Source organism: Stenotrophomonas sp. YJH_SMC_40 (assembly GCF_059368615.1).
In genome coordinates this window covers 205,996-229,540 of sequence record NZ_JCAFRX010000001.1, presented here as the reverse complement: position 1 = coordinate 229,540, position 23,545 = coordinate 205,996, and the positions used below count along the sequence as shown (strand labels likewise).

Annotated in this window: 21 protein-coding genes and 3 tRNA genes; 6 read left to right on the top strand and 18 right to left on the bottom strand. The window is 66.8% G+C overall.

Going from position 1 to position 23,545, the window contains the following annotated elements; all coding sequences use genetic code 11:
• Positions 1-14: 14 nt before the first annotated feature.
• From uvrC to AC5P6X_RS01000, 11 genes are all read right to left on the bottom strand, one after another.
• A complete protein-coding gene (uvrC, locus tag AC5P6X_RS01050) occupies positions 15-1,859 on the bottom strand; it encodes an excinuclease ABC subunit UvrC (RefSeq protein WP_164222323.1) in 1,845 nt (614 codons plus the stop codon).
• A complete protein-coding gene (locus AC5P6X_RS01045; RefSeq protein WP_005412824.1) occupies positions 1,856-3,268 on the bottom strand; it encodes a hypothetical protein in 1,413 nt (470 codons plus the stop codon). Before AC5P6X_RS01045 ends, uvrC begins: the two co-directional genes overlap by 4 nt.
• Positions 3,265-3,753, bottom strand: a complete 489-nt coding sequence (locus AC5P6X_RS01040) for a low molecular weight protein-tyrosine-phosphatase (protein ID WP_108270460.1) — start codon at positions 3,751-3,753, stop codon at positions 3,265-3,267. Before AC5P6X_RS01040 ends, AC5P6X_RS01045 begins: the two co-directional genes overlap by 4 nt.
• Entirely contained in the window at positions 3,750-4,523 is a 774-nt protein-coding gene (gene kdsB, locus AC5P6X_RS01035; protein ID WP_049451354.1) for a 3-deoxy-manno-octulosonate cytidylyltransferase, read from the bottom strand. The genes AC5P6X_RS01040 and kdsB overlap by 4 nt, the downstream gene beginning before the upstream one ends.
• A gap of 74 nt (positions 4,524-4,597) precedes the next feature.
• A complete protein-coding gene (lpxK, locus tag AC5P6X_RS01030) occupies positions 4,598-5,617 on the bottom strand; it encodes a tetraacyldisaccharide 4'-kinase (protein ID WP_005408875.1) in 1,020 nt (339 codons plus the stop codon).
• Positions 5,617-7,365 carry a lipid A export permease/ATP-binding protein MsbA gene (msbA, locus tag AC5P6X_RS01025; RefSeq protein ID WP_108270461.1) on the bottom strand — a complete coding sequence of 583 codons (1,749 nt, stop codon included), beginning with the start codon at positions 7,363-7,365 and terminating at the stop codon, positions 5,617-5,619. The genes lpxK and msbA overlap by 1 nt, the downstream gene beginning before the upstream one ends.
• A complete protein-coding gene (locus tag AC5P6X_RS01020; protein WP_004152323.1) occupies positions 7,362-7,784 on the bottom strand; it encodes an ExbD/TolR family protein in 423 nt (140 codons plus the stop codon). Before AC5P6X_RS01020 ends, msbA begins: the two co-directional genes overlap by 4 nt.
• A 3-nt stretch (positions 7,785-7,787) precedes the next feature.
• Complete coding sequence (locus tag AC5P6X_RS01015) at positions 7,788-8,450, bottom strand: MotA/TolQ/ExbB proton channel family protein (RefSeq protein WP_495215288.1); 663 nt, start codon at positions 8,448-8,450, stop codon at positions 7,788-7,790.
• 3 nt (positions 8,451-8,453) lie between these two features.
• Entirely contained in the window at positions 8,454-10,853 is a 2,400-nt protein-coding gene (locus AC5P6X_RS01010) for a DNA internalization-related competence protein ComEC/Rec2 (protein WP_329756580.1), read from the bottom strand.
• Between the two features lie 59 nt (positions 10,854-10,912).
• Positions 10,913-12,256: a sensor histidine kinase gene (locus AC5P6X_RS01005; protein WP_005408871.1), complete on the bottom strand. Its 1,344-nt coding sequence runs from the start codon at positions 12,254-12,256 to the stop codon at positions 10,913-10,915.
• A gap of 1 nt (position 12,257) precedes the next feature.
• Positions 12,258-12,929, bottom strand: a complete 672-nt coding sequence (locus AC5P6X_RS01000; RefSeq protein ID WP_099480980.1) for a response regulator transcription factor — start codon at positions 12,927-12,929, stop codon at positions 12,258-12,260.
• Between the two features lie 145 nt (positions 12,930-13,074).
• On the opposite strand from AC5P6X_RS01000, the gene AC5P6X_RS00995 reads away from it, so the two are divergent.
• Both AC5P6X_RS00995 and AC5P6X_RS00990 read left to right on the top strand, forming a co-directional pair.
• Positions 13,075-13,842 carry a MipA/OmpV family protein gene (locus AC5P6X_RS00995; RefSeq protein ID WP_088430695.1) on the top strand — a complete coding sequence of 256 codons (768 nt, stop codon included), beginning with the start codon at positions 13,075-13,077 and terminating at the stop codon, positions 13,840-13,842.
• 30 nt (positions 13,843-13,872) lie between these two features.
• A complete protein-coding gene (locus AC5P6X_RS00990; RefSeq protein WP_005408868.1) occupies positions 13,873-14,157 on the top strand; it encodes a hypothetical protein in 285 nt (94 codons plus the stop codon).
• A gap of 42 nt (positions 14,158-14,199) precedes the next feature.
• On the opposite strand, the gene AC5P6X_RS00985 is transcribed toward AC5P6X_RS00990, so the two are convergent.
• Complete coding sequence (locus AC5P6X_RS00985) at positions 14,200-14,340, bottom strand: hypothetical protein (RefSeq protein ID WP_005408867.1); 141 nt, start codon at positions 14,338-14,340, stop codon at positions 14,200-14,202.
• Positions 14,341-14,502: 162 nt separating this feature from the next.
• Here AC5P6X_RS00985 and AC5P6X_RS00980 point away from each other — a divergent pair, with 162 nt between their 5' ends.
• The 3 genes from AC5P6X_RS00980 (at position 14,503) to AC5P6X_RS00970 (ending at position 15,963) form a co-directional block, all read left to right on the top strand.
• A complete protein-coding gene (locus AC5P6X_RS00980) occupies positions 14,503-15,072 on the top strand; it encodes a TlpA family protein disulfide reductase (protein ID WP_088436338.1) in 570 nt (189 codons plus the stop codon).
• A 112-nt stretch (positions 15,073-15,184) separates the two neighbouring features.
• A complete protein-coding gene (locus AC5P6X_RS00975; RefSeq protein WP_005408865.1) occupies positions 15,185-15,373 on the top strand; it encodes a hypothetical protein in 189 nt (62 codons plus the stop codon).
• 257 nt (positions 15,374-15,630) lie between these two features.
• Complete coding sequence (locus AC5P6X_RS00970) at positions 15,631-15,963, top strand: hypothetical protein (RefSeq protein WP_123958394.1); 333 nt, start codon at positions 15,631-15,633, stop codon at positions 15,961-15,963.
• Positions 15,964-16,057: 94 nt separating this feature from the next.
• On the opposite strand, the gene AC5P6X_RS00965 is transcribed toward AC5P6X_RS00970, so the two are convergent.
• The 3 genes from AC5P6X_RS00965 to uvrB form a co-directional block, all read right to left on the bottom strand.
• Positions 16,058-16,132: transfer RNA gene (locus AC5P6X_RS00965), tRNA-Val, on the bottom strand.
• Positions 16,133-16,230: 98 nt separating this feature from the next.
• Positions 16,231-16,305, bottom strand: a tRNA-Val gene (locus AC5P6X_RS00960).
• Positions 16,306-16,412: 107 nt separating this feature from the next.
• Positions 16,413-18,437: an excinuclease ABC subunit UvrB gene (gene uvrB, locus AC5P6X_RS00955; protein WP_005408863.1), complete on the bottom strand. Its 2,025-nt coding sequence runs from the start codon at positions 18,435-18,437 to the stop codon at positions 16,413-16,415.
• A gap of 129 nt (positions 18,438-18,566) precedes the next feature.
• On the opposite strand from uvrB, the gene AC5P6X_RS00950 reads away from it, so the two are divergent.
• Entirely contained in the window at positions 18,567-19,103 is a 537-nt protein-coding gene (locus AC5P6X_RS00950) for a GspH/FimT family pseudopilin (RefSeq protein ID WP_262091504.1), read from the top strand.
• 48 nt (positions 19,104-19,151) lie between these two features.
• Here the strand turns inward: AC5P6X_RS00950 and AC5P6X_RS00945 are convergent.
• From AC5P6X_RS00945 to AC5P6X_RS00935, 3 genes are all read right to left on the bottom strand, one after another.
• A tRNA-Asn gene (locus tag AC5P6X_RS00945) sits at positions 19,152-19,228 on the bottom strand.
• A gap of 47 nt (positions 19,229-19,275) precedes the next feature.
• Complete coding sequence (locus AC5P6X_RS00940) at positions 19,276-19,701, bottom strand: type IV pilin protein (protein ID WP_005408861.1); 426 nt, start codon at positions 19,699-19,701, stop codon at positions 19,276-19,278.
• Between the two features lie 13 nt (positions 19,702-19,714).
• Entirely contained in the window at positions 19,715-23,536 is a 3,822-nt protein-coding gene (locus AC5P6X_RS00935; protein ID WP_049451346.1) for a pilus assembly protein, read from the bottom strand.
• Between the last annotated feature and the right edge of the window lie 9 nt (positions 23,537-23,545).

Sequence of the window (23,545 nt, the reverse complement as noted above, 5' to 3'; positions counted from 1 at the left end):
GCGTGCTTCTCTCTCTACTCGGCCGCATCAGGCGTGGCCAACCCGTGCAGGTTAGCGTAGATACGTGCCGCGAGGGCGTCATTGATGCCTTCCACCTTGGCGATTTCCGCTTCGCCAGCGGCTTTCAGGCCCACCAGGCCGCCGAAATGCTTGAGCAGGCTGGCGCGGCGGCGCGGCCCGATACCGGGGATGTCCTCCAGCTTGCTGGTCATCCGCGCCTTCTGCCGGCGGCCGCGATGGCCGGTGATGGCGAAACGGTGCGCCTCGTCGCGCACCTGCTGGATGAACTGCAGCGCCGGGTTGGCCGCGCCCGGGCGCAGCTCGCGGCCGTCGGGCATCACCAGCGCCTCGTGGCCGGCGCGGCGCTCCACGCCCTTGGCCACGCCCACCAGCAGTACGCCCTCCACGCCCAGGTCGGCCAGTGCGGCCTGCGCCTGTGCCAGCTGGCCGGCGCCGCCGTCGATCAGCAGCACATCCGGCAGCACGCCCTGCTCTTCCACCGCGCGGCGGAAACGGCGGTCGATGGCCTGGCGCATGGCGGCATAGTCGTCGCCCGGCTCGATGCCGCTGATGTTGAAACGGCGGTACTGCGCGCGCACCGGACCGGCGGCGTCGAACACCACGCATGAGGCCACGGTGGCCTCGCCCAGGGTGTGGCTGATGTCGAAACACTCGACACGCTTGACCGGCTCGGCCAGGCCCAGCATGTCGCGCAGTGCATCACTGCGCGCGTGCTGCGCGTTGCGGCTGTTGAGTTCAGTGGCCAGGGTCAGCTGCGCGTTGCGGCTGGCCAGTTCCACGTAGCCGGCACGCTCGCCGCGCACGTTCCACTTCAGCTGCACCTTGCGCTCGGCCGAGGCCGACAGCGCGGCAACCAGCAGGTCGGCGTCGGGAATCTCGCGGTCCAGCAGGATCTCGCGCGGCGGCTCGAATTCGATGTAGTACTGCGAGACGAACGCGGCCAGCACTTCCTCCGGGCTCTCCTCGCCATTGGTGCGAGGGAAGAATGGGCGGGTGCCGAGATTGCGGCCATCACGGAAGGCCAGCAGCAGCACGCAGGCCTGCGAGCCCTGCATGGCCACCGACAGCACATCCAGATCGGCAGCACGGCCATCCACGTACTGGCGGGTCTGCATGCTGCGCAGCGAGGAAATCAGGTCACGCAGGCGCGCGGCCTGCTCGAATTCCAGTGCCTCGCTGGCGGCCTGCATCTGCTCGCCCAGCTCGCGGGTCAGTTCGTCGCTCTTGCCTTCCAGGAACAGCGCGGCGCGACGCACCGATTCGGCGTACTCGGCAGGCGCCACCAGCTCCACGCAGGGCGCGCTGCAACGCCCGATCTGGTACTGCAGGCACGGTCGCGAACGGTTGCGGAACACGCTGTCCTCGCAGCTGCGCAGCTTGAACAGCTTGTGCATCAGGTTCAGCGTTTCGCGCACCGCAGTGACGCCGGGATACGGCCCGAAATAGCGGCCGGGAATGGCGCGCGGGCCGCGATGCAGCGCGATGCGCGGCCAGTCCTCGCGGGTCAGCAGCACATGCGGATAGGTCTTGTCGTCGCGCAGCGAGACGTTGTAACGCGGCGACAGCGACTTGATCAGCTGGTTCTCCAGCAGCAGCGCCTCGGCTTCCGAGCGCGTCACCGTCACGTCCATGCGCACGATCTGCGAGATCATCGACATGATCCGCGCATTCTTCGGGCTGCCGTTGAAATAGCTGCCGACTCGGTTACGCAGCGCACGTGCCTTGCCGACATACAGCAGGGTGTCGTCGGCCGCGTACATGCGGTACACACCGGGGGCGGTACTGAGCTGGGCCGCGAAGGCCTTGCCGTCGAAGGCCGGGGCGGGAACGTCGGTCATTCGCTGATCGGCACTTCGCTGAGCACGCCGCTTTCGGGGTCGAATCGCAGCACGGCGTGGGCATCGGTCTCGGCGATCCACACCGCACCGGCACCCACGGCCAACCCGGCCGGGCCGTGCAGGCGGCGCGGCAGCGGCTGGGTGGTCAGTTCGCCACCGCCCAGCCGCAGCGTGCGCAGGCGACCATTGCCAGTATCGGCAATCCACAGCAGCGGCGCATCCGGACTCAGCGCGATCGCCTGTGGGAACTGCAGGCTGGCCTGCGCGCGCGGGCCATCTTCGTCACCGAAACGCCAGGGGCCCTGCCCGACCAGCGTCTGCACCAGATCCCCGCGCAGCTGCAGTGCACGGATCGAGGAGCCCAGCGCATCGGCCACGTACAGCACCTGCTGCACCACGGCCAGCGCAGTCGGTTGGGCAAAGGCAGCCAGGTGGCCGCTGCCGTCACGCTCGTCGATGGCACCGCTGCCGGCGCGCCACTGCAGGCTGCGCTGACCCAGGTGGTAGCTCCAGATGCGGTTGTCGCCGGCCATGGCGATGTGCAGCTGGTTATCGGCGATGGCGAGGCCGACCGGGTGGTCCAGCGAGACCTGCCGCGCCTGTGCTACCGGGCCCTCCACCGGCGCACCGGGGCGGCCATTGCCGCACAGCGTGTCGACGATGCCGGTCAGCAGGTTGATGCGGCGCACGGCATGGTTGCCGGTGTCGGCCACGTACAGCGCGTCGCGCTCCAGCACCAGCGCCTGTGGGCGATGGAACGCCGCTTCGGCGAGGTTGCCATCCATGAAATCGGCCGTCCCCAGCCCGAACTGGCGCAGGATGCGGCCGCCGTGGCTGCATTCGAGGATGCGGTGATGGCCACTGTCGGCGATGTACAGGCGTTCGGTGCTGACCGCCAGGCCCAGCGGAAAACGCAGGGCCTGCCGCGGCTCCGGATGCAGCTCGGTACCGCCGCGCGGCGGTGCCGACGGCGCACCGTGGCACAGCGCATTCAACGCACGCTCAAGCTCTCCCGGAGCCCCCAGCCCGACCAGCCGTTGCTGCTCGCGACCCTGCGCGTCCAACAGCACCACGGTCGGCCACGATGTGATGCCGAAGCGACGCCAGCCATCCCAGTCGGCATCGAGCAGGACCGGCATTGACAGCCCCTGGCGGCGCAGCAGTTTGAGTGCGGCGCCGGCGTCACGCTCGAAATCGAAGCGGGGTACCTGCAGGACCAGCGGCTGCAGCATGCCAGGGTGACGCGACAGCCATTGACTGAATTCGGCCAGGCGCTGCGCGCTCCAGGCAGAAGCGGCGTTGACGAACAACAGGGCCACCGGCCGACCGCGCAGTTCGGTCAGGGTACAGGGGGCGGCATTGAGCCAGGTGGCGAACTCGGGCAGGTCCGGGACGGGCTGGACGTTCATGGCCCGATTATGCCGGAGTCGGCGTCATGCAACAGTCGTGCCACTGCACGTTTTGCAGCATTGTCGACCAGCGTCCAGACCTGTTCGAAGTGATCGCTGCCGCCGGTGTAGGGATCCGGGATGGCCGCCTGCCCCTCCCCGCCCGACCAGGGCAGGTACAGCGCCAGCCGCTCACGGTGGGCGGGTGCCACCAAGCGTCCCGCGTCCCGCAGGTTCGCCTCGTCGGCGCACAGGATCCAATCGAAGCGGTCGAAATCAGCGGCGTGCAGCTGGCGCGCACGCAGGCCGCCGATGTCCACGCCGTGCCCGGCCGCGCAGGCGATCGCACGCCGGTCCGGCGGCTCGCCCACATGCCAGTCACCGGTGCCGGCCGAATCCACCTGCACGCGCCCCGCCAGTGGCGAAGCGTCCAGGCGGGCGCGGAGCGCGCCTTCGGCCATCGGCGAACGGCAGATGTTGCCGAGGCAGACGACCAGCAGCTTCATCGGGCAGCCAACGTCTGCAGCAGTGCTTCGGCGCGCTCCAGGTCCTCGGGCGTGTCGATGCCCGCCGGGAATGGTTCAGGCGAGATCGCCACGCTGATCGGGTAGCCGGCCTCGAGCACGCGCAGCTGCTCAAGCGATTCGACCCGCTCCAGCTGGCCCGGGAGCATCGCCGCGAACTGCTGCAGGAAACCGGCGCGGTAGCCATAGATGCCGATGTGGCGCAGCCAGGCATGCCCTTCCGGCAGCGTGTCGCGGCTGCGCGCGAAACCATCTCGGTGCCAGGCAATCGGCGCGCGGCTGAAGTACATCGCCTCGTCGCGCACGTTGCGCACCAGCTTGACCACGTTCGGATCGAACAGGGTTTCTGCATCCTCCACGGCGGTCGCCAGGGTCGACATCGGCGCATTGCCTTCAACCAGCGCCTGGGCCACCGCACGGATTCCCGCAGCCGGCGCGAACGGTTCATCACCCTGCAGGTTGACCACTACGGTGTCGTCGGCCCAGCCGGCGATGCGCGCGCACTCGGCCAGGCGGTCGGTACCGGAGGCATGCGAGGTGGCGGTCATGGCCACCTTCACCTCGGCCAGCCCGGACAGCGCGTCGGCGATGCGTTGATCGTCGGTAGCGACCCAGACCTCGCCAGCGCCGGCCTGCAGCGCGCGGCGCGCCACGTGCAGCACCAGCGGCTCACCGCCCAGCAGGCGCAGCGGCTTGCCCGGCAGCCGCGAGGCGGCATAGCGGGCCGGAATGGCGACGACGAATTCGGTCATGGAGCAATACTCGGCAGGCTCGTTACAACGGGGATGCGGCCGGCGACGCGTGAATGCAAGCGCCGCCGCGCCGCTCAGTTCGGTCGCAGCTTGTCCAGGCGGTCGGTCAGCGCCACCCAGAACGCGGCAGGCAGCTCGGCACGCAACGGCACCGCGTAATGCCAATCGTTGCCGAACGCGCGGCATTTCACCGCATCCTTCTCGGTCATCAGCACCGGCAGCTGGCTGCCGAAGGACAGGTCCTGCGGCTGGTAGGCCTGGTGGTCGGCAAAGGCGTGCGGCACCACGCCGATGCCACGCGCGCGCAGCATGTCGAAGAAGCGCTGCGGATGGGCGATGCCGGCCACCGCATGAACACGCTGGCCCTTGAAGTACGACAACGGGCGCGCGCGGCCACCGGCCAGCGGCTGCGCACTGTCGATGTGCAGGGCCATCGGCCACTGGCCGAAACCGCAGGCCTGTGCCGCGCTTTCCTCATCGGCCTGGCCCAGGTTGACCACGCGGAAATCGCATTCGCCGGCACGGCTGACCGGCTCGCGCAGCGGTCCGGCGGGAATCATCCGGCCGTTGCCGTAGCGCCGCTGGGCATCGACCACTTCGATCTCGATGTCGCGCGCCAGCCGGTAATGCTGCAGGCCGTCATCGCAGACGATCACATCGCAGCCGGCCTGGATCAGTGCCCTGCCTGCGGCCACGCGGTCAGCGTCCACGCGCACCGGCACGCCGGTCTTCCAGGCGATCAGCACCGGTTCGTCACCGCCCTTGGCGGTCGGCGTGTCGGCCTGCACCCACAGCGGCTTGTCAGCGTCTTCACGGCCATAGCCACGGCTGGCGACGCCCGGCTTCCAGCCGGCCGCACGCAGGCGCTCGACCAGGGCGATGGTCAGCGGCGTCTTGCCGGTGCCGCCGGCGGTGATGTTGCCAACCACGATGACCGGCACCGGCAGCGCGTAGCGCTTGCGCCATCCACGCCGGTAGGCACGGCGGCGCAGCGCGGTGACGCCGGCATACAGCGGCGCCAGCAGGCGCATCGCCCACGGAACCGGGCTGCCGTCGTACCAGTACGGCGGGGTCTGGGTACCCTTGCCAGCCATCAGTCCTGCCTTTCGCGGAACTGCATGCTGTGCAGATGCTGGTACAGGCCACCCATGGCAAGCAGCTCCTTGTGGGTACCCCGTTCAACGATGCGGCCGTGGTCCATCACCAGCACCTGATCGGCATGCTCGATGGTCGACAGGCGGTGCGCGATGACCAGCGTGGTGCGTTCGGGCATCAGGCGCTGCAGCGCATCCTGCACCAGTCGCTCGGATTCGTTGTCCAGCGCGGCAGTGGCTTCGTCGAGGATCAGGATCGGCGCGTCACGCAGGATCGCGCGGGCGATCGCCAGGCGCTGGCGCTGGCCGCCGGACAGCAGCGCGCCGTTCTCGCCGACCGGGGTCTGCAGCTGCTGCGGCATGCGCGCGATGAACTCCCACGCATTGGCCGCTTCGGCCGCCGCACGGATCTGCTCCTCGCTCGCTTCCATGCCATAGGCGATGTTGGCCGCGATGGTGTCATCGAACAGCATGACCTTCTGCCCGACCATCGCCACCTGCCGACGCAGGTCGGCCAACGGATAGTCATCCAGCGCGACGCCATCGAGGGTGATCACACCACCGCTGGGCTCATAGAAGCGCGGCACCAGCCGGATCAGGCTGGTCTTGCCACTGCCGGAACGACCCACGATGGCGGTGACCGTACCCGGCTTCGCCACGAAACTGATGTCGTCCAAGGCAATGCCGCTGTCCTCGCGGTAGCGCAGCATGACGTGGTCGAAGGCCAGCTCGCCGCGCACGCGCTGCACGTTGTTGCGGCCCTCGTCACGCTCGACCTGCATGTCGAGGATGCCGAACAGGCGTTCGGCGGCGGACACACCGCGGGAGATCGAGGACTGCACGCTGGTCAGGCGGCGCAGCGACGGGATGATCGCTGTCATGGAGATCATCAGGCCCATGAACTGGCCGGCATTGAGGCGGCCTGCCAGTGCTTCACGGGTCGATACCCAGACGATCACCGCCAGCGCCAGCGCGGCCAGGAACTGGACCACGCTGGATGCACCGGCACGGGTGATTTCCACCTTCATGTTCAGCGCCAGCATGCGGTTGGCCAGGCGCGAATAGCGCGACATTTCGTGTTGCTGGGTGCCGTGCACCTTCACTTCCTGCTGGGCCGCCAGCGACTGTTCGGCGGTCTGCGCCATCGTGCCCATGCCGTCCTGGATGCCGCGGCTGATACGGCGGTAGCGCTTGCCAACATAGGACACGATCACGCCGATCATCGGCACCACCACCAGCATCGCCACGGTCACCTTGACACTCATCTGCAGCATCACCGCCAGCATGGCGATGATGGTCAGGGTGTCGGCAACCACGGTCTTGAGCGCATCGGCACTGGCCTGGGTGACCTGCTCGGTATCGAAGTTGAGGCGGCTGACCATCACCGGCGTCGATTCGGTATCAAAATGCGAGGACGGCAGGTGCAGGTACTTGGCCAGCACCTGCTCACGCAGGTCGCGCACCACGCTGCGGCCGGTCTTGGCCAGCGCGTAGTCGCTCACCCAGGTGGCAGCGCTGCGCATCAGGAACAGGCCGAGGATGGTCAGCGGCAGGATCACCGCCATGCGCGGTTCCGGGTTGACGAAACCGCGGTTGACGAGCGGCTCCATCAGCTTGGTGAAGTGGTAGCCGGCCACCGACTCCACCGCCATGGCAATGACGGCGGCGACCATCATGCCCCAGTAGGCACGGGTGTATCCCAGCAGACGTTTGTAGATCGGCCACACCGGCGCGTGTTTGGAACTCATGGACGCACCTCGGGTGCTGTTGCAATGGCAATACGGCGGAAGCCGAGCTGACCCAGCGCGTCCTGCGCGGTCACCACGGCCTGGTAGGGAGTGCGTGCGTCGGCACGCAGCAGCACGGTCTGCTCGCGATCGCTGCCGGCCACGGCGGCGATGGTCTGCTTGACCGACTCCACGTCGCTGCGCAGCACTTCCTGGTCGTTGATGAAGTAACGGCCTTCGGCGTTGATCAGCACGCTGAGCGAGCGCGGTGGCTCGTTGGTCTGCTGCTGGCTGGCGGTCGGCAACTGCACCTGCAGCGTCGAACGCGCGTCGAAGGTGGTGGTGACCACGAAGAAGATGATCAGCACCAGGATGACGTCGATCAGCGGCACCAGGTCGATATGCGGCTCATCCTGGGATCGGTCGTTGCCGATACGCATCGATCAGGCCTTCGCCGTGGCGGCGCCGGACTGGCGCGCGGCCGGGGCCGGGTTCATCACCGCGGGGCGGCCGTCGAGCGTATCCAGCAGGGCGCTGGCTTCCTGCTCCATCTCCACCACGTAGCCGTGGATGCGGCCCTTGAAGTAGCGATGGAACATCAGCGCCGGGATCGCCACGATCATGCCGGTGGCGGTGCACACCAGCGCCTTGCCGATGCCGCCGGCCAGCTGGTTCACGTCGCCCACGCCGTGGTCGAGGATGCCCAGGAACATCTGGATCATGCCGATCACCGTGCCGAGCAGGCCCAGCAGCGGGCCCGCCGAGGCAATGGTGCCCAGTGCGTTCAGGAATCGCTCCATGCGGTGCACCAGGTGGCGGCCGGTGTCTTCGATGCGCTCGCGGATCTGGTCGCGCGGGCGGTTGCGGGCTTCCAGTGCGGCAGCCAGCAGCGCGCCCAGCGGCGAGTTCGCCCGCAGGGTCTGCAGGTGGGCCGGGTCAAGCTTGCCGCGTGCCGCCCAGTTGCGCACTTCCTGGCCGAGGCCGGGCGGCAGCACTTCAGTACGCCGCAGGGACCAGAAACGCTCCAGGATGATCGCCAAAGCCAGTACGCCCAACAGCAGCAGCGGCACCATCGGCCAGCCACCGGCCTTGACCAGTTCCCACACGTTTCAACCCTCCGGCCCAACGGCCGCTTGTTCGATCGGCGATAGGATAGCAGCCGACCGCGCCCGCCCAGCGGCATCCCACCAGCGGAATGCGTGGATGCGCTGTTCACGCAGCTGCAGCCCTTGTGCGCCAAGCCATATGCGGATCGCCCCGGAATCGGCCGTGGCCAGTACCTCGGCCCCTTGCGCCTGCCAGCGCTGGACCACGTCCTGGCGAGGGTGCCCGAAGCGGTTGCGGTGCCCGGCCGAGACCACCGCCAGCCGTGGCGCCACAGCCTCGACCCACGGCGCGCTGGAGCTGCCGCCGCTGCCATGGTGCGGCACCAGCACCACATCCGCCTTCAGCGCTGCCGGAGACGCCTCCAGCAGCGTCCGCTCGGCCGGCCGGCCGATGTCACCCGGCAGCAGGACCACGCCGTGGCGGCTGGCGATGCGCAGCACGCAGCTGTCTTCATTCTCGGCCTGACGGCTGCCCGGCGCCGGGTGCAGGACCTGGAAATCTACCCCGTCCCACTGCCAGCGCAGCCCCTGCTGGCAGGGCGTGGCGCCAGCGATGGTGCTGCCCGGTGGCGCCAGCAGCTGCAGTCCGGGCAGCTGCCGTCGCAGGCTGGACAGGCTGCCGGTGTGATCAAGATGGTCATGGCTGAGCATCACCTGCCGGGGCGGCCCCTGGCCGAGCGCGCGCAGGGCCGGGACCAGGATGCGTTCGTTGCCCTCGCCGCCGGTCGGCGGCCCCACGTCGTACCAGAGCGCGTGCCGCGCCGTACGCACCAGCACCGCAGTGCCCTGCCCTACGTCATGCACCAGCAGCTCCAGTTCTCCTTCGGCCGGTGCATGCCGGGCGGGCCACAGCAGCGGCAGGCACAGCAGCAGGCCCGCCAGGCCACCGCCGGCGCCGCGCGGCAGCAGCCACCAGAACACGCCCAGCAAGGCCACGGGTAGCGCCCAGCGCGGCGCATCGGCCAGCCACCACATCGCCTGCGGATGCAGTGCCAACGGCTGCAGGGCCTCCCAGCTGAGCTCGAACAGCCAGGCCGCGGCACGCCAGGCCCAACGCCCCGCGCCGTCATGCAGCACGTGCAGGCCGGTACCGAGCAGCGACAGCGGAACAACCAGCATTGTCCACCACGGGATGACCGGCAGGTTGACCAGCGGCCCCAGCCGCGCGGTCCCGCCGAACAAGGCGATGCACAGCGGCAGCAGCCCAAGGCTGGCAACACCCTGCGCGGCAAGGAACCCGCGCAGCCCGCCACCGATTCCCTCCGGCCCCGTCCTCGGCAGGCACCAGAGCAGCCACAGCACGCCACCGAAGCTCAGCCAGAATCCAGCCGAGAGCACCGACAGCGGCGCAGGCAACAGCATCACCATCGCAGCCAACGCCAGCCCCTGCCCTGCGCCCACCGGGCGACGCCCGGCCCTGGCCAGTGCAACCAGCCCGATCATCAGCGCCGCGCGCACCGTCGGCAGCGCACCACCCGCCGCCACGGCATAGGTGGCTGCGGCCAGCGCCGCTCCCCATGCGGCGGCCTGCGGCCGTGGCCAGTACCGTCCCAGCAGCGGGCACAGCCACCACCACAAGCGGCACAGCAGTACACCGAAGCCAGCCACCACGCCCACGTGGAAACCGGAGATGGCGACCAGATGGGTCAGGCCCAGCGCGCGCAGGTGTTCCCAGTCGGCATCGGACAGGCCACGGGTATCGCCCAGTGCCAGCGCCTGCACGAACCGCGCGGCAGGATGTGCCACCTGCACGGCGATCGCCGCACTGCTGCGTTCCCGCCAGGCCTGCAGGCCCTGCGCCGGCAGCCACTCCCGCGCACGGGCCGGATCACGCACCGAGGCATTGCCGGAGATGCCCCGCAGCACGGCGTGGCGCTCGCCATCGAAGCCGCCGGGATTGATCCGCGAGCGTGGCGCGCGCACGCGCAACGACAACTGCCAATGCGATCCTGCGCGAACCGCATGGCGCCCGCCCTCCGCCTCGTGCGCTGGCGATCCGCGCCACGGGTCGCTCCAGGTCACCTGCAGGCGCTTGCCACGCAGCGATGGCAGCGCGCCGGCATCTTCGACATGCAGTACGAAACGCGTGTAGCCGGGCCCCTGCTGGGGAAGGTCGGCAACCCGGCCCCGCACCTGCACATCCTGCGGTGGCGCGCCGGGTGGCAGCTGGCCATGCAAAACCCAGTGCCCGTGCACCGTTGCCCAGGCCAGGCCGAGCAGGGCCGCGGCCCAGGCACGGCCGCGCCAGGGCAACAGCCAGCCGCCGGCGCCGGCGATCGCCATCGGCACACTCAGCCACAGCGGCAGCAACATCGGCATCTGCACGCAGGCCAGCGCCCCCAGCACCAGGCCTGCAGCGCAGCCAAAGCCAAACAGGGCCGGGGCGGATCGATCGGGAACCATTTCCCCAGCCTGCCGCTGGAGGCCGCAGGCTGCCTATCGGGCCTTTCCCCGTGCGCCTGTCAGCGCCGTACGGTACCGCGGTGGAAATTGACTCTGAAGCTGGCGCCGCCGCCAGCCGCTTCGCCAACGCTGACCGAGCCACCGTGGTGCTGCACGATTTCCTTCACCAGGTGCAGGCCCAGGCCACTGCCGCTGCCGGCTGCACGCAGGCGGTGGAAGGGCTCGAAGATCGCTTCGCGGTCGCCGACCGGAATGCCGGCGCCCTGGTCGCTGACCTCCAGCAGGCCGCGTGCATCGAGGCGCACGCAGATCGTGCCGCGCCCGCCGCCATGGACGATGGCGTTGTGCACCAGGTTGGCGATCACCCGCCCCAGCGCCAGGCTGTCGCCATGGATCCACACGGGCGACTCCGGCGCATCCACCTCGAAGCCATAACCGGCGCCGACCACCAGCGGCGCCAGATCGGCGGCCGCCTCGCGCACCAGCAACGCCAGGTCCAGCCGCTGCAGCGCGCCGACATTGCGATCGAGACGCTGCAGGTCGAGCAGGTGCTCAGCCACGTTGCCGAGGCGGGCGACGTCGGTCAGCAACTGCGATTTCAGTTCACCCTGCGGCAGCTGCGACAGGCGCGCCTGCACCACCGCGATCGGTACGCGCAGTTCATGCGCGGCATCGGCGAGGAACTTGTCGCGCGCTGCATAGCCCTGCTGCACCTTGTCGATCGCATCGTTGAACGCTTCCACCAGTGGTGCGACCTCGGTGGACACCAGCTGCGCATCCAGGCGCGCGCCCGGCTGGCCGATGTCCAGTTCCTTGGCCTGCTGCGCGGAGCGGCGCACGCCGCGCATCGCGCGATGGATCACCGTCGGCATCACCAGCAGCGTGACCACGATCAACGGCAGGAAGAACCACAGGCCGATCAGGCGCAGCACCATCAGCGCGCCATCCAGCAACCCACCCTTTGGAGCACCACCGACCATCACCGTGATGCGGCGTCCATCCTCGTTGCGGATCATCACCCGCGCCACGTCCAGATAGGGTGGCACCAGTGAACCCAGTTCGGTGGCGCCCACTGTCGGCAAGCGTGCCAGCAATGGCGCGTGGACCGCAGGAATCGTGCCGCGCTCCAGCCACGTGCCCCTGTCATCAACCGCCGCGAACCAGAGGTTGCCGCCGGCCCCGGCATTGAGCTTGTCCCAGCGCGCCTGGTCCAGTTCCAGCCGGCCGCCTTCGCTGTGCACGGCTTTGGCCACCGCCTCGGCCGTGAACATGTCCATGCCCCAGGAGTCCTTGTCACCCCAGGTCAGGATCAGCGCGACCACCGCGAACAGCACGGTGAACGCCTGCGCAAGGAACAGGCGCCAGGCCAGGCCCAGGGTGATGGAACGGATCGGGCGTGCCATCTCAGGCCTCCGCCAGCAGGTAGCCGACGCCGCGGATCACATGGATCTCCACGCCGGCCCCGGCCTGTTGCAGCGCCTTGCGCAGCTTGGAGATGTGCGCGTCCAGTGCATTGGACTGGATCTCGTCATCGAAGCCGTACACCGCCGCCTCCAGTGCACTGCGGGTGACGGTGCGCCCCTGCCGCATCGCCAGCGCCTGCAGCACCAGCACCTGGCGCCGGGGCAGCGCCAGCAGCTGGCCATCGACCTGCGCCTGCAGCGATTCGAAATCGAACTCCAGCCGGCCCAGTCGCAAGCGTGGTGTCACCATTGCCGAGGGCCGTCGCGAGACCGCACGGATGCGCGCCATCAGTTCCTCGATCGCCACCGGCTTGACCAGATAGTCATCGGCGCCGACATCCAGGCCCTCGACCTTGTCCGACAGCGTGCCCTTGGCCGTCAGCATGATCACCGCCAGGTTCGGACGCAGGGCCCGCGCAACGGCAACGAAGCCAGCGCCATCGCCATCAGGCAACTGGCGGTCGAGCAGCATCAACTGGTGCACCGGTTCGCGCAGCGCGACGGCCGCTTCGGCCAGGCAACCAACCACATCGGCGACCACGCCCTGCCGCTCCAGCCCCGATTGCAGGGCACGGGACAGGTCAGGATCGTCTTCGACCAGGAGGATGCGCATCGGGGGCTCGGCTACCGGAAACGGTGCCGATCATAGTGCCTGGCGCCCACTTTTTCCGCTTCGGCCTGGCGGATGCGCCGACGCAATGTTCTGACAATGTTGCTCCCCCATCATGCGCAGCCATCCTCCGCAACGTCGTTGACCGATGCCGCCACTGCCCTCGACCCTGCTGCGCCCGCTGCTGTTCTCCGCTGCCTTTGGCCTGCCGGTGTTCGCGCAGGCCGCCGACAGCAACCCGGGCGTACAGGCCGGCATCAGTGCTGGCGCGACCTCGGGCGCGTATGCGCACTACGACGTCAAGCCACTGGTGGTCCCGTCCATTGCCTGGCAGGGCCAGCGCTTCTTCGCCAGCCCGGGCTCGCTGGGCATGTACCTGTACAAGCGCGAGGGCCTGCGCCTGTCGGCGGCGGTCACGCCCTACACGCTGCGCTTCAAGACCGACGACGTGAACGATCCGCAGCTGCGCCGGCTGCACAGCCGGCAGATGTCCGCCATGGCCGGCATCAATAGTGAATACAGCGCCGACTGGGGCATCGTCGAGGCCAGCGTGATGCGCGAGGTCACCGGGCACGGAGGTGGCATGGAGTCGCGCCTGCACTACAGCTATCCGATCCAGGCTGGTCGCTTCACCTGGGTGCCCAAGGTCGGCGTGGTGCACTCCAGTGCGCGCCTGCTCGACTACTACTACGGCATCAGCGATGAGGAAGCGCTGCGCTCGGGACTTGCCGTCTACAACCCGGGCAGCGCGACATCACCGAGCCTGCAGATCGCGGTCAGCACGCCCCTGGGCACGAAGTGGCGCGCGACCGGCGTGGTCGCCAACCAGTGGTTCGGCGATGCAGTAAAGGACAGCCCGATGGCACGACGCGGCACTCAGTCATCGGCCTTCATTTCCCTGATGCGCTCGTTCTGAACGAGCACCCGCTACGGACAAGGACTCCCCATGGCCTCCGTCTCCCCCACCTCCGAAGCACACGCGATCCTGCGAGCCCCCGATCTGGACAGCGCCGAACGCGTCTACCTTGGCCTGATGCCCGACCTTGAGCACGTAAGCGCGCTTGCACGTCGCGCGCTCGGCCAGTCGCGCGTTGCCGACGCGGCCCGGGGATACGCGCTTTCGATGACCCTGGTCGGGCTGCGCCTGCAGGAACTGGAAATGGGCGAGGCCAGCGCGAAAGAGCACCGGCAGGCCACCCTGCGCAGCCTGCGCCAGGCCTTCAGCGCCTGAGCACCGGCCTGCCGCAACGCGGCGGCAGTGCCGCGCCCCCGCTCAGCGGAACGTGGTCCAGGCCAGCACAGCGGACAACAGGGCGACCCAGATCACTGCCTTGAACGTACCTTCCAGCATGTTGCCGCCGAACAGCAGTTCAAAGAACGGATTGGGCCTGGAAACCGGCACATGATCGCTCATCGTTGAAAGATCCTGGGGATGGGTGGAGGGCATGCACGCATGCCTGCGCGGGCACAACTCTAGTACATGCGCTCCGTCGGAGGATGTGCCGGGAACATCCGCTTAACAACCTGCGCGCCAGTTCGGGTATGTTCGACCCAACGCTGTGTTCAAGGATGATCGATGCTCAAGCGCGTCCTGTTCCCCGTTGTCGCCCTGCTGCTGTCCGTGCTGGTCATCGCGCTCGGATGGCAGAACCGCCAGCTGCGGCAGATCAATGAGCAGATGGCCACGCAGCTGCAGGACATGCGTCTTGCAGCACATGGCCTCGAACTGGGTAGTCGCCCGGATGCGCTGGCGCTGCGCACCACGCAGCAGACCTTCGTCGATATCGGCGGTGCCCGCGAGGTTCCGCAGATCCTCTATTTCTTCTCCACCGCATGCCGCTACTGCCTGGCCTCGGTACCGCAGCTGCAACAGATCGCTGCGGCCCGCGGCAACAGCGAACTGGTCGGTGTCGGCATGCCGCCATACGACCAGCTGGCGGACTACGCCGGCAAACATGCACTGCGCTTCCCGATCGTCATCGACAACGAAGCCGCCGCGTCCACGCGCTATCGCGCCACCGTCACGCCGATGCTGATGGTACTGGCTGCCGATGGCCGCGTTGCCTACAAGCATGTCGGCCAGCTCGACGCCCAGGTCGTGCAGGCTGCCGTCGCGTCGCTCGCACCGAAGCCGGCGCTGCCCTGATCCCGCGTGCCGCGCATTGCGTCGCGGCCCCCTGTTACCGCATTCGCGCCACAACCGGCACTCCCGTGCCTTCGGCAACTGCAACTCCACAACGCCAACCAAGGAGATACACATGATCGGAAAGAAAGTGCTTTCGTCCGTCGCCGGTATCGTCGTTGTCGCGGCCATGGCCTTCGGCGCCAGCCAGGCCTTCGCCGTCTCGCCCAAGACCGGATATGCACCGGGCTGCGAACCACACCCGCAGTGCCCGTTCGGCAACGCAGGCAAGCACGGCCAGCTGCTGTGCTGCGATCCGTTGTAACCGGATCCGTGCATGGGGTCGGCATCGCTGACCTGCCACACCCGCCGCGGAGCTGAGCCAGCGCCGCGGCCATGACCGGGCCACGCCGCAGTGGCCCACCACGCCGGGCCGCCTTGAAGCGCGGCCCGGCACTTCCTGGCCCGGATTCATCCTTCCCGCAGCGACTTGGCGGGCGCTTTTCCGGCTTTCGTCGCATACCGGTTTCACAGCGCAGGGGGCAGTGCCACGCTGGACTCCCTTGTCCGGAGCACCGTGCCATGCCGATGCTTGCCCTGCTGCTGTTGTGCGCTGGCCTGTTCGGCCGCGATGCCGACGCCGGGGATGCCTCCCTGCGCAGCCAGATCCTGCAGGCCGACGCCGGGCATGCGGGCGTGCCCCCGGCACATGACCAGACACCGGAGCCGACGGCCCTGCAGTTGTACCGGCTACGCCAGGATCGCGTATTGCGCGTAGGCAATCAGCCGCTGCAGGCCGACGCCCCGCAGCGGCAAGCCGGCTCGGCGCGCTTCGCGCAGGTCTGGGAACGCGTGGACGGGCACTGGCGGCTGCAGCGCATGATCAGCATCGACGAATGGGTTGCCCAGCGCTGACGCTCGACACCGGCAACCGTCGTAAACGAAAAAGCCGGCCCAGGGCCGGCTTTCATCGTGATCCACCGCTGCACCGGCAATGCCGGGAGCCAGGTGGTGGGCGGTACAGGGTTCGAACCTGTGACCCCTACCATGTCAAGGTAGTGCTCTACCGCTGAGCTAACCGCCCATCTTGTTCCTGCCGCCCGAAAGCTGGCCTTGCTACGTAAAAACCCGGCGCCAGGGCCGGGCTCTTCAGTTCACGACAGCCTCCTTCCGGAGACTTCGTGGTGGGCGGTACAGGGTTCGAACCTGTGACCCCTACCATGTCAAGGTAGTGCTCTACCGCTGAGCTAACCGCCCGTTTTTGCTTCTGAACGTCCGCGATTGCGTCGGTGCAGGCCGCGTATATTACGGATGCCGGCCGTGAAGCGCAACACTTTTGTGAAGAAGATGCTGCACCGCCGCGTTCAGCCCAGACTCGCTTCCTTCAGCTGCCGGATCTGGTCACGCACCCGTGCGGCATCCTCGAATTCCAGGTCCTTGGCGTGCTGGTACATCTGCTGTTCCAGCGCCTTGAGACGCGCCGCCAGCTGGGCCGGACCGAGCGAACGGTAATCGGCTCCGTCCTCGGCAACACCCGCCCTGCCCTTGCCCTTGCCCTTCTTGGCTTCCTTCTCCGCCGCATCCGAACGCGCACCTTCGAGGACGTCGACGATCGGGCGCGCGACCGAGCGCGGCACGATGCCATGTTCTTCGTTGTACTCGACCTGCTTGGCGCGGCGGCGGTCGGTCTCGTCGATCGCTGCCTGCATCGAGCGGGTCACCTTGTCCGCATACAGGATCGCCTTGCCGCGCACATTGCGGGCGGCGCGGCCGATGGTCTGGATCAGCGAACCGGTGGAGCGCAGGAAGCCTTCCTTGTCGGCGTCGAGGATCGCCACCAGCGACACCTCGGGCATGTCCAGGCCTTCACGCAGCAGGTTGATGCCCACCAGCACATCGAACTTGCCCAGGCGCAGGTCGCGGATGATCTCCACGCGCTCGACCGTATCCACGTCCGAGTGCAGGTAACGCACGCGGATACCGTGTTCGGTCAGGTATTCGGTGAGGTTCTCGGCCATGCGCTTGGTCAGCGTGGTGACCAGCACTCGGTCACCGGCCTTGATGCGCGCGTTGGCCTCGCTCATCAGGTCGTCGACCTGGGTGCCCACCGGGCGGATCTCCACCACCGGATCGATCAGGCCTGTCGGGCGCACCACCAGCTCGGTGATCTCGTCGCCGGCCTCGCGGTACTCATACGGGCCCGGCGTGGCGGACACGTAGATCGCGCGCGGGCAACGCGCCTCCCATTCCTCGAAACGCAGCGGTCGGTTGTCCAGTGCCGACGGCAGGCGGAATCCGAACTCGACCAGGGTCTCCTTGCGCGAGCGATCGCCCTTGAACATGGCGCCGATCTGCGGAATGGTCACGTGCGATTCGTCGATGACCAGCAGCGCGTCCGGCGGCAGGTAGTCGAACAGCGTCGGTGGCGGCTCGCCGGCGTTCTTGCCGGTCAGGTGCCGCGAGTAGTTCTCGATACCGTTGCAGAACCCGACCTCGGCCATCATCTCGATGTCGAACTGCGTGCGCTGTGCCAGGCGCTGCGCCTCCACCAGCTTGTTTTCCGCGTACAGCTGCTCAAGCCGCTCCTTCAACTCCACCTTGATCGTTTCCACCGCGGCCAGCACGCGTTCGCGGGTAGTGGCGTAGTGGGTCTTGGGGTAGACGGTGAAACGCTGCATGTTGCGCATCGTCTCACCGGTGAGCGGGTCGAACAGGGTGATCTTCTCGACCTCGCCGTCGAACAGCTCGATGCGCAGCGCTTCGCTGTCCGACTCGGCCGGGAACACGTCGATCACTTCGCCACGCACGCGGAACGTGCCGCGCTGCAGCTCGTACTCGTTGCGCGTGTACTGCAGCTGGGTCAGGTGATTGATCAGGTCGCGCTGGTCGATGCGCTCGCCCTTGGACAGGATCAGGCGCAGCGACAGGTAGTCCTCCGGCGCACCCAGGCCATAGATCGCCGACACCGTGGCCACCACGATCGCATCCGGGCGCGACAGCAGGGTCTTGGTCGCGGCCAGCCGCATCTGCTCGATGTGCTCGTTGATCGAACTGTCCTTCTCGATGAAGGTGTCCGACGAAGGCACGTAGGCCTCCGGCTGGTAGTAGTCGTAGTAGCTGACGAAATACTCGACCGCGTTGTGCGGGAAGAACGCCTTGAACTCACCATACAGCTGCGCCGCCAGCGTCTTGTTCGGCGCCATGATCAGCGTCGGTTTCTGCACGTTCTGGATGACGTTGGCGATGGTGTAGGTCTTGCCCGAGCCGGTGACGCCCAGCAGGGTCTGCTTGGCGATGCCCGCCTCGAAGTTGCTGGTCAGCTTCGCGATGGCATCAGGCTGGTCGCCTGCCGGCGAATACGGCGAGACGAGTTCGAAACGGTCGCTCATGGTGTTGCCAGTTCCCGGGAAGGACAAGTATACGGGGCAAGGGGTGACGGCCGGCTGAGGGCTTTCCGGGCAGGCGGGCGCGGCAGTGCCTGATGGCGGCCGCCCCCCTGCGGCGCGAGGCTTGATGCCATGCATCGCACTCCCGCCCACTGTCGTTCAGCATCACGCGGCATGCATCTGGTCGAGATGCTGGTGGTGATCGCCATCCTTTCCGTTCTGCTGGCCGTGAGCTGGCCGGCCCTGCGCCCGGTGCTGTTGCGGCAACGCGCCGACGCCCTGCAGCTGACCCTGCATGCCAGTCTTTCCAGCGCCAGAAGCGAGGCCCTGAAGCGCCGCGAACTGATCGGGCTGTGCGCCAGCGACGACGGTGAGCAGTGCTCCCGCGACTGGAGCGCAGGGTGGATCATCTATCGCAGCGGCAGGCACCGGGGGACACCAGCATCCGCCCAGGACATCCTGATCCACCATCAAGGCCGGACCGACATCGCCATCGTCGCCCAGGCCAGCGGTGGACGGCCGCTGCTGTTCTTCCAGCCTGACGGGCGCAGTCCCGGTGCCAATCTGACGCTGCGCATCTGTGCAGGAGACCGGCTGCATGGCAGGTTGGTCATCAACAACGGCGGCCGCATCCGCAGCGAGCGTGTCGACCGCACCCTTCCCTGCTGACGGGCCAAAACGACAAAAGCCGCGATTTCTCGCGGCTTTTGCAGTATCTGGCGCCCGAAGTTGGACTCGAACCAACGACCCCCTGATTAACAGTCAAGTGCTCTAACCGGCTGAGCTATTCGGGCGGGGAGGCGCATTGTACTGGGCGTTCAGAGGAAGATCAACACCTGATTTACCAGCAATCGGAAACCGTGCCGCTGGCCGTTTTGCGGTTGGCCTGGTCCACGCTCAGCGTCCCGCAGCTGTCCTTGGTCTGGTTGCCCTGGGGCGTCGCAGTCAGCGTGAACGAGGACGCCTTGCCATCGAACGTGATGGCGTACCGTGTGGTCCCGCCCTCGCGCGGCGACACCTTGCTGGGCAGCGCGAAACCCGAGTAGGTGTTGTTCACCGAGTAGTAGCGCTCAGCACGCTGCGCGTATTCCACCAGGTCCGCCTTGGCCACGCCCCGGTGCGACTGGCGGATGTACTGCTGGTATGACGGAACGACAATCGCGGCCAGGATGCCGAGCACGATCACCACGATCATCAGTTCGATGAGGGAGAAACCGTGCTGTTTGCCGGGACGACGCAGGGTACGGGAAAGAGTGTTCAGGCTCATGGGCATGTCTTCGTTACTGGATCTGGCGCCAGGATTGGCGACCGCAGGGATAAGGCACGTACATCGTCGGAGCACCCGCCACGTTGACCGCCATCCAGCAGGCACGTCCGCCTCGATCGGCACCCTTTGCCAGGCGTGGCATCACCGAGACATTGACGTCCTTCACCGGTGCGGTGCCGCCGGTGTCGAGACTCACGCCAGCCGTGCCCGCTCCGTAGGGCGTGCCGGTAATGGACCCGACCCGCGCCTGCTCCAGCGATGCAACACCCGAGATCGGATTGAGGCCAAACAGCCAGTTGCTTCCCTCGGTCGAACAGCCACGGCCACCCGCGGTAGGCATGTAGGTCGGCATGAACACCGTTCCCGACGCCACGGCAGGATTACCAACAAAGCGTTCACCTGCGCCGGGCAGTGCAATGCTCCATCCGCGCGCCGCCCCGGAGAAGGGCGTGGCCGTGACCGTGCGCAACTTGTTGGTGGTGGTCACCGTATAGGCCACCAGATTGGCGGGCACGATCGTGGCCTCCGGCTGGTCCTTGCTGGTGTCGTTGACACCGTACAGCGATTGCGCGGTGAGATCCTGGGGGTCATTGTCGAAGGAGAAGCTGCCGGTACCCAGCACCAGCATCACGCCACCACCGGGTCCGGTCACGGCGGTCATGCCACCGGTAATCGGCTGGCGATACACCTGGTTGTTGTTGTTGGTCTGGCGCGCCGTGGTGAACACCGGCGTGGTGACCGAGGTCGCCGTGCTTTCCAGGTCGAACTTCCACAGCGCGCCGCGCTGGTCGGCCGCATAGATCGTGTCCGCCAGGCCGTCACGGCCACGTACACGCCCCGTCCCACCGGCGCTGTCGGCGCGCCAACGGTCGACAGCCACGATGTTGCCCAGGCCATTGTCACCGGCGGGTGCGGTTGCTGCGGCCTCGGTAGCAGTGATCATCCGCACCGCGCCCGATCCCAGGTCGACCACGAACAGCACGGCCTTGCGGCTGAGGCTGTTGTAACCGTTGCCGAAGATCGCTTTCCACGCCACCCCGGTCCCTTCCTTCACCGGCACGATCACCGGCTTGCCAAGGACATGGCCGATGTTCGCCTTTATGGTGCTGTCGAGCCCCGGCGCCACGTCACTGATTTCCCACAGGCGATTGCCGGTGCCGAAGCTGGACGGCGTGGTTACATCCAGCGCGAACACCGAGCGCCCACCGGCGCCCGCCGTACCGACGAGCGCCGTGGCCCAGTTGCCACCGATCTGTGCATCCGCCACCGCGATCGGTCCATCCACGTAGTAGCGATGACGGAAGCGCTGGTCGGACTTGTTGGCCGCCACGTAGGGATACAGCAGGTTGGCCATGTGGCCCAGCGCGGTTCCAGGGATGTAGGCGAAGGTCTCGCTGCCTCCGGCACCGTCACTTACGCCATTGCCGTTCATGCCACCGTCGAAGGCATGCAGCATGCCGTCGTTGGCACCGACATAGACCATGTAGCGGCCATTGTTGCGCTTGCGGGTCAGGTACGTCGCATACGAGGTCGCCATCGCGGTGCTGATGCGCTGGTAGCCATAGTCATCGCGGGGCGAACTGATCACCGGGCTGGAATTGACAATGTCGCCCAGCACGGTGGTACGGGTGCGATAGATGCCCCCCGAGTTGCGTACTTCGCGCGATGCGTCGCCGCGCAGATAAGCCATGGCCGTGGCGATGTCGCCGCCCAGCTTTTCAGCCTCGGTCGCGGAACAGCGCGCAATGCCCGGATACTGCTTCTCATCCTTGTTGCAGAGGTCGGTGAAGGCGATATTGGTGCTGCTGAAGTCAACTGCAGCATTGCCCTTGGTGGCAACGATGGTGCGCGAACGCTGCGCCCCCAGTTTCTCCGCCGCTTCCCACACCTGCGTGTACTCGGTCTGCTGCGTCTTGTCGTTCACCGCAAGCTTGGATGCCTTCAGGCGACTGAACCAATCGGTTTCCTCGTTGGCCACTTCGAACTGGGGCGTGACCGCCAGCGACCCGGTACCGATACGCGCGCCGGTCAGGCCCTGGCTGCCCGAAGGCGCTGGCCCGGAGGTGACCGACGAGAGCACCCGGCGCATGGCCGTGGTGATGTCTGCCGGAGTACGCGCGTTGATGTACTCACCGCGGGTATTGGTCGCGGCGTGCCAGATGTCATCCACGGTGCTGGGGTTGTTGTTCTGACGTGGCGGCCAGTTGTTGTAGATGGCCGAATCGGTATACGGATTCTGCTGTTTGTCCGGATCGAACAGGTTGCCACGCGCACCCAGGGTGATCCCGTAGAAGTTGATATGCAGGTTCTTGTTGCAGTCCAGCGACTTGTCGGTACTGGTCGCGCACTGCTCCGGCACCGGCACATTGCCCTTGGGCATCGCGGTATCGGTGCGCAACGGATTGACGTAATAATACGCCGCGATATCAGCCATCGTATCCGAGTTGCTGTCCTTGAACGGGGCACCCATGGCACCGTCAATGTTCCCTGGGGTGGGAATCGAACTCGATGGGAACCCGTTGCCGTTGTTGCTGTAGCCATCGGTGAACAGCATCACCGCGTTTTTCTGGCAGGAAAGCTTGATGGGGGCCGCATCGTCGGTTCGCATGAACTGCAGGCCGGCCGCATTGACCGCATTTCGGTTGGGCGTACCGCCATTGGCGGTCAGCGCAATCATGTCGCTGTACAGTTTCGCCTTTTGCGAGATCAGGCTCATGTCCTGGATCGCGAGACGCTTCGCATCATCCGACGAGCTGTTGTACTTCAGGAAGTCGTTGATCTTGAAGTAGCCGACATACATGTCGTTGACGTTCAACGCATGCGTCATGCCGGCGATCATCGCGCGGTTTCGGTTACCGTAGTAGGAGTACCAGTTGGCGAAATTCTGGAGCGCGGCGGCATCACCGGATGCGATGACATACTTCCACATGTCACACCCTGGGCCACAGGCACCCGCAATTCTGGTGCGCTTCACGCCCGCATATGCATTGGTCGTCCCCGGCAGCTGGGGACGGGGGTCCGCATCACTGCTGTAGGGCATGAAGAATGTTGCCGGAACGTACCTGAGAGATGCGTAATCCGCCGAAGTCCAGCTTCGGCCAGCGCTATTGCCATTGCTGTTTTCGCTACCGAATGTATACGTTACGTTCCCCGAGCGATCCTCGTATCGGGTCACATTCGCATAGGCCTGCCCCTGCGGCGCAACCATGCCCTTCTGCATCCGTTGGACATCCCAACTGGATTTACCCAGGTAGCTCGCAGCAAGCGACAGCGAATTACCCGTGTCACGCGGATCAATGAGGGTGGCTGTCGTATTGGCCTGAGGATAGGACACGACCTCTTCCTTGACGATGTTCAGCCAAGGCTCGTACTTGATGTTCGGATCGTAGTACGCCGGATTGTAGGCGGCCGATCGCGCGAACCCGAATACGTCCAGCGCGGGAATGCCGCTGTTGTCGTTGATTCGGGCACCTGGCAGTACATAGAAGTAGTCGCACTCACCCGCGCCATAGATGGGATTTCCATAGCGATCGTAGCCACTGATGATGTCGTCAACGGTGTTCAGTACACCCTTGGATCTGAAGAAGCTCTGCCGGGCATAGTTCCAGCACGCCGTTCCATCCTGCCCTGGGAACTGGGTCTGGAAGGTCATCGAACCCGAATCATCCACCGCCATGATGAATGACGGCGGCGCGGAGACCTTCAGGTTCATCGGGTGCTGCGACAATGTGCCCTGCGCCTGCGCGGCGAACAGGTTCATCGCAAGCCAGGTGCCGCCAGCCACCGCCAGCAACAGCCCGGAGCCGGCCAGGATCTTGATCTTTCGGGTCGCCATGACCGGGTT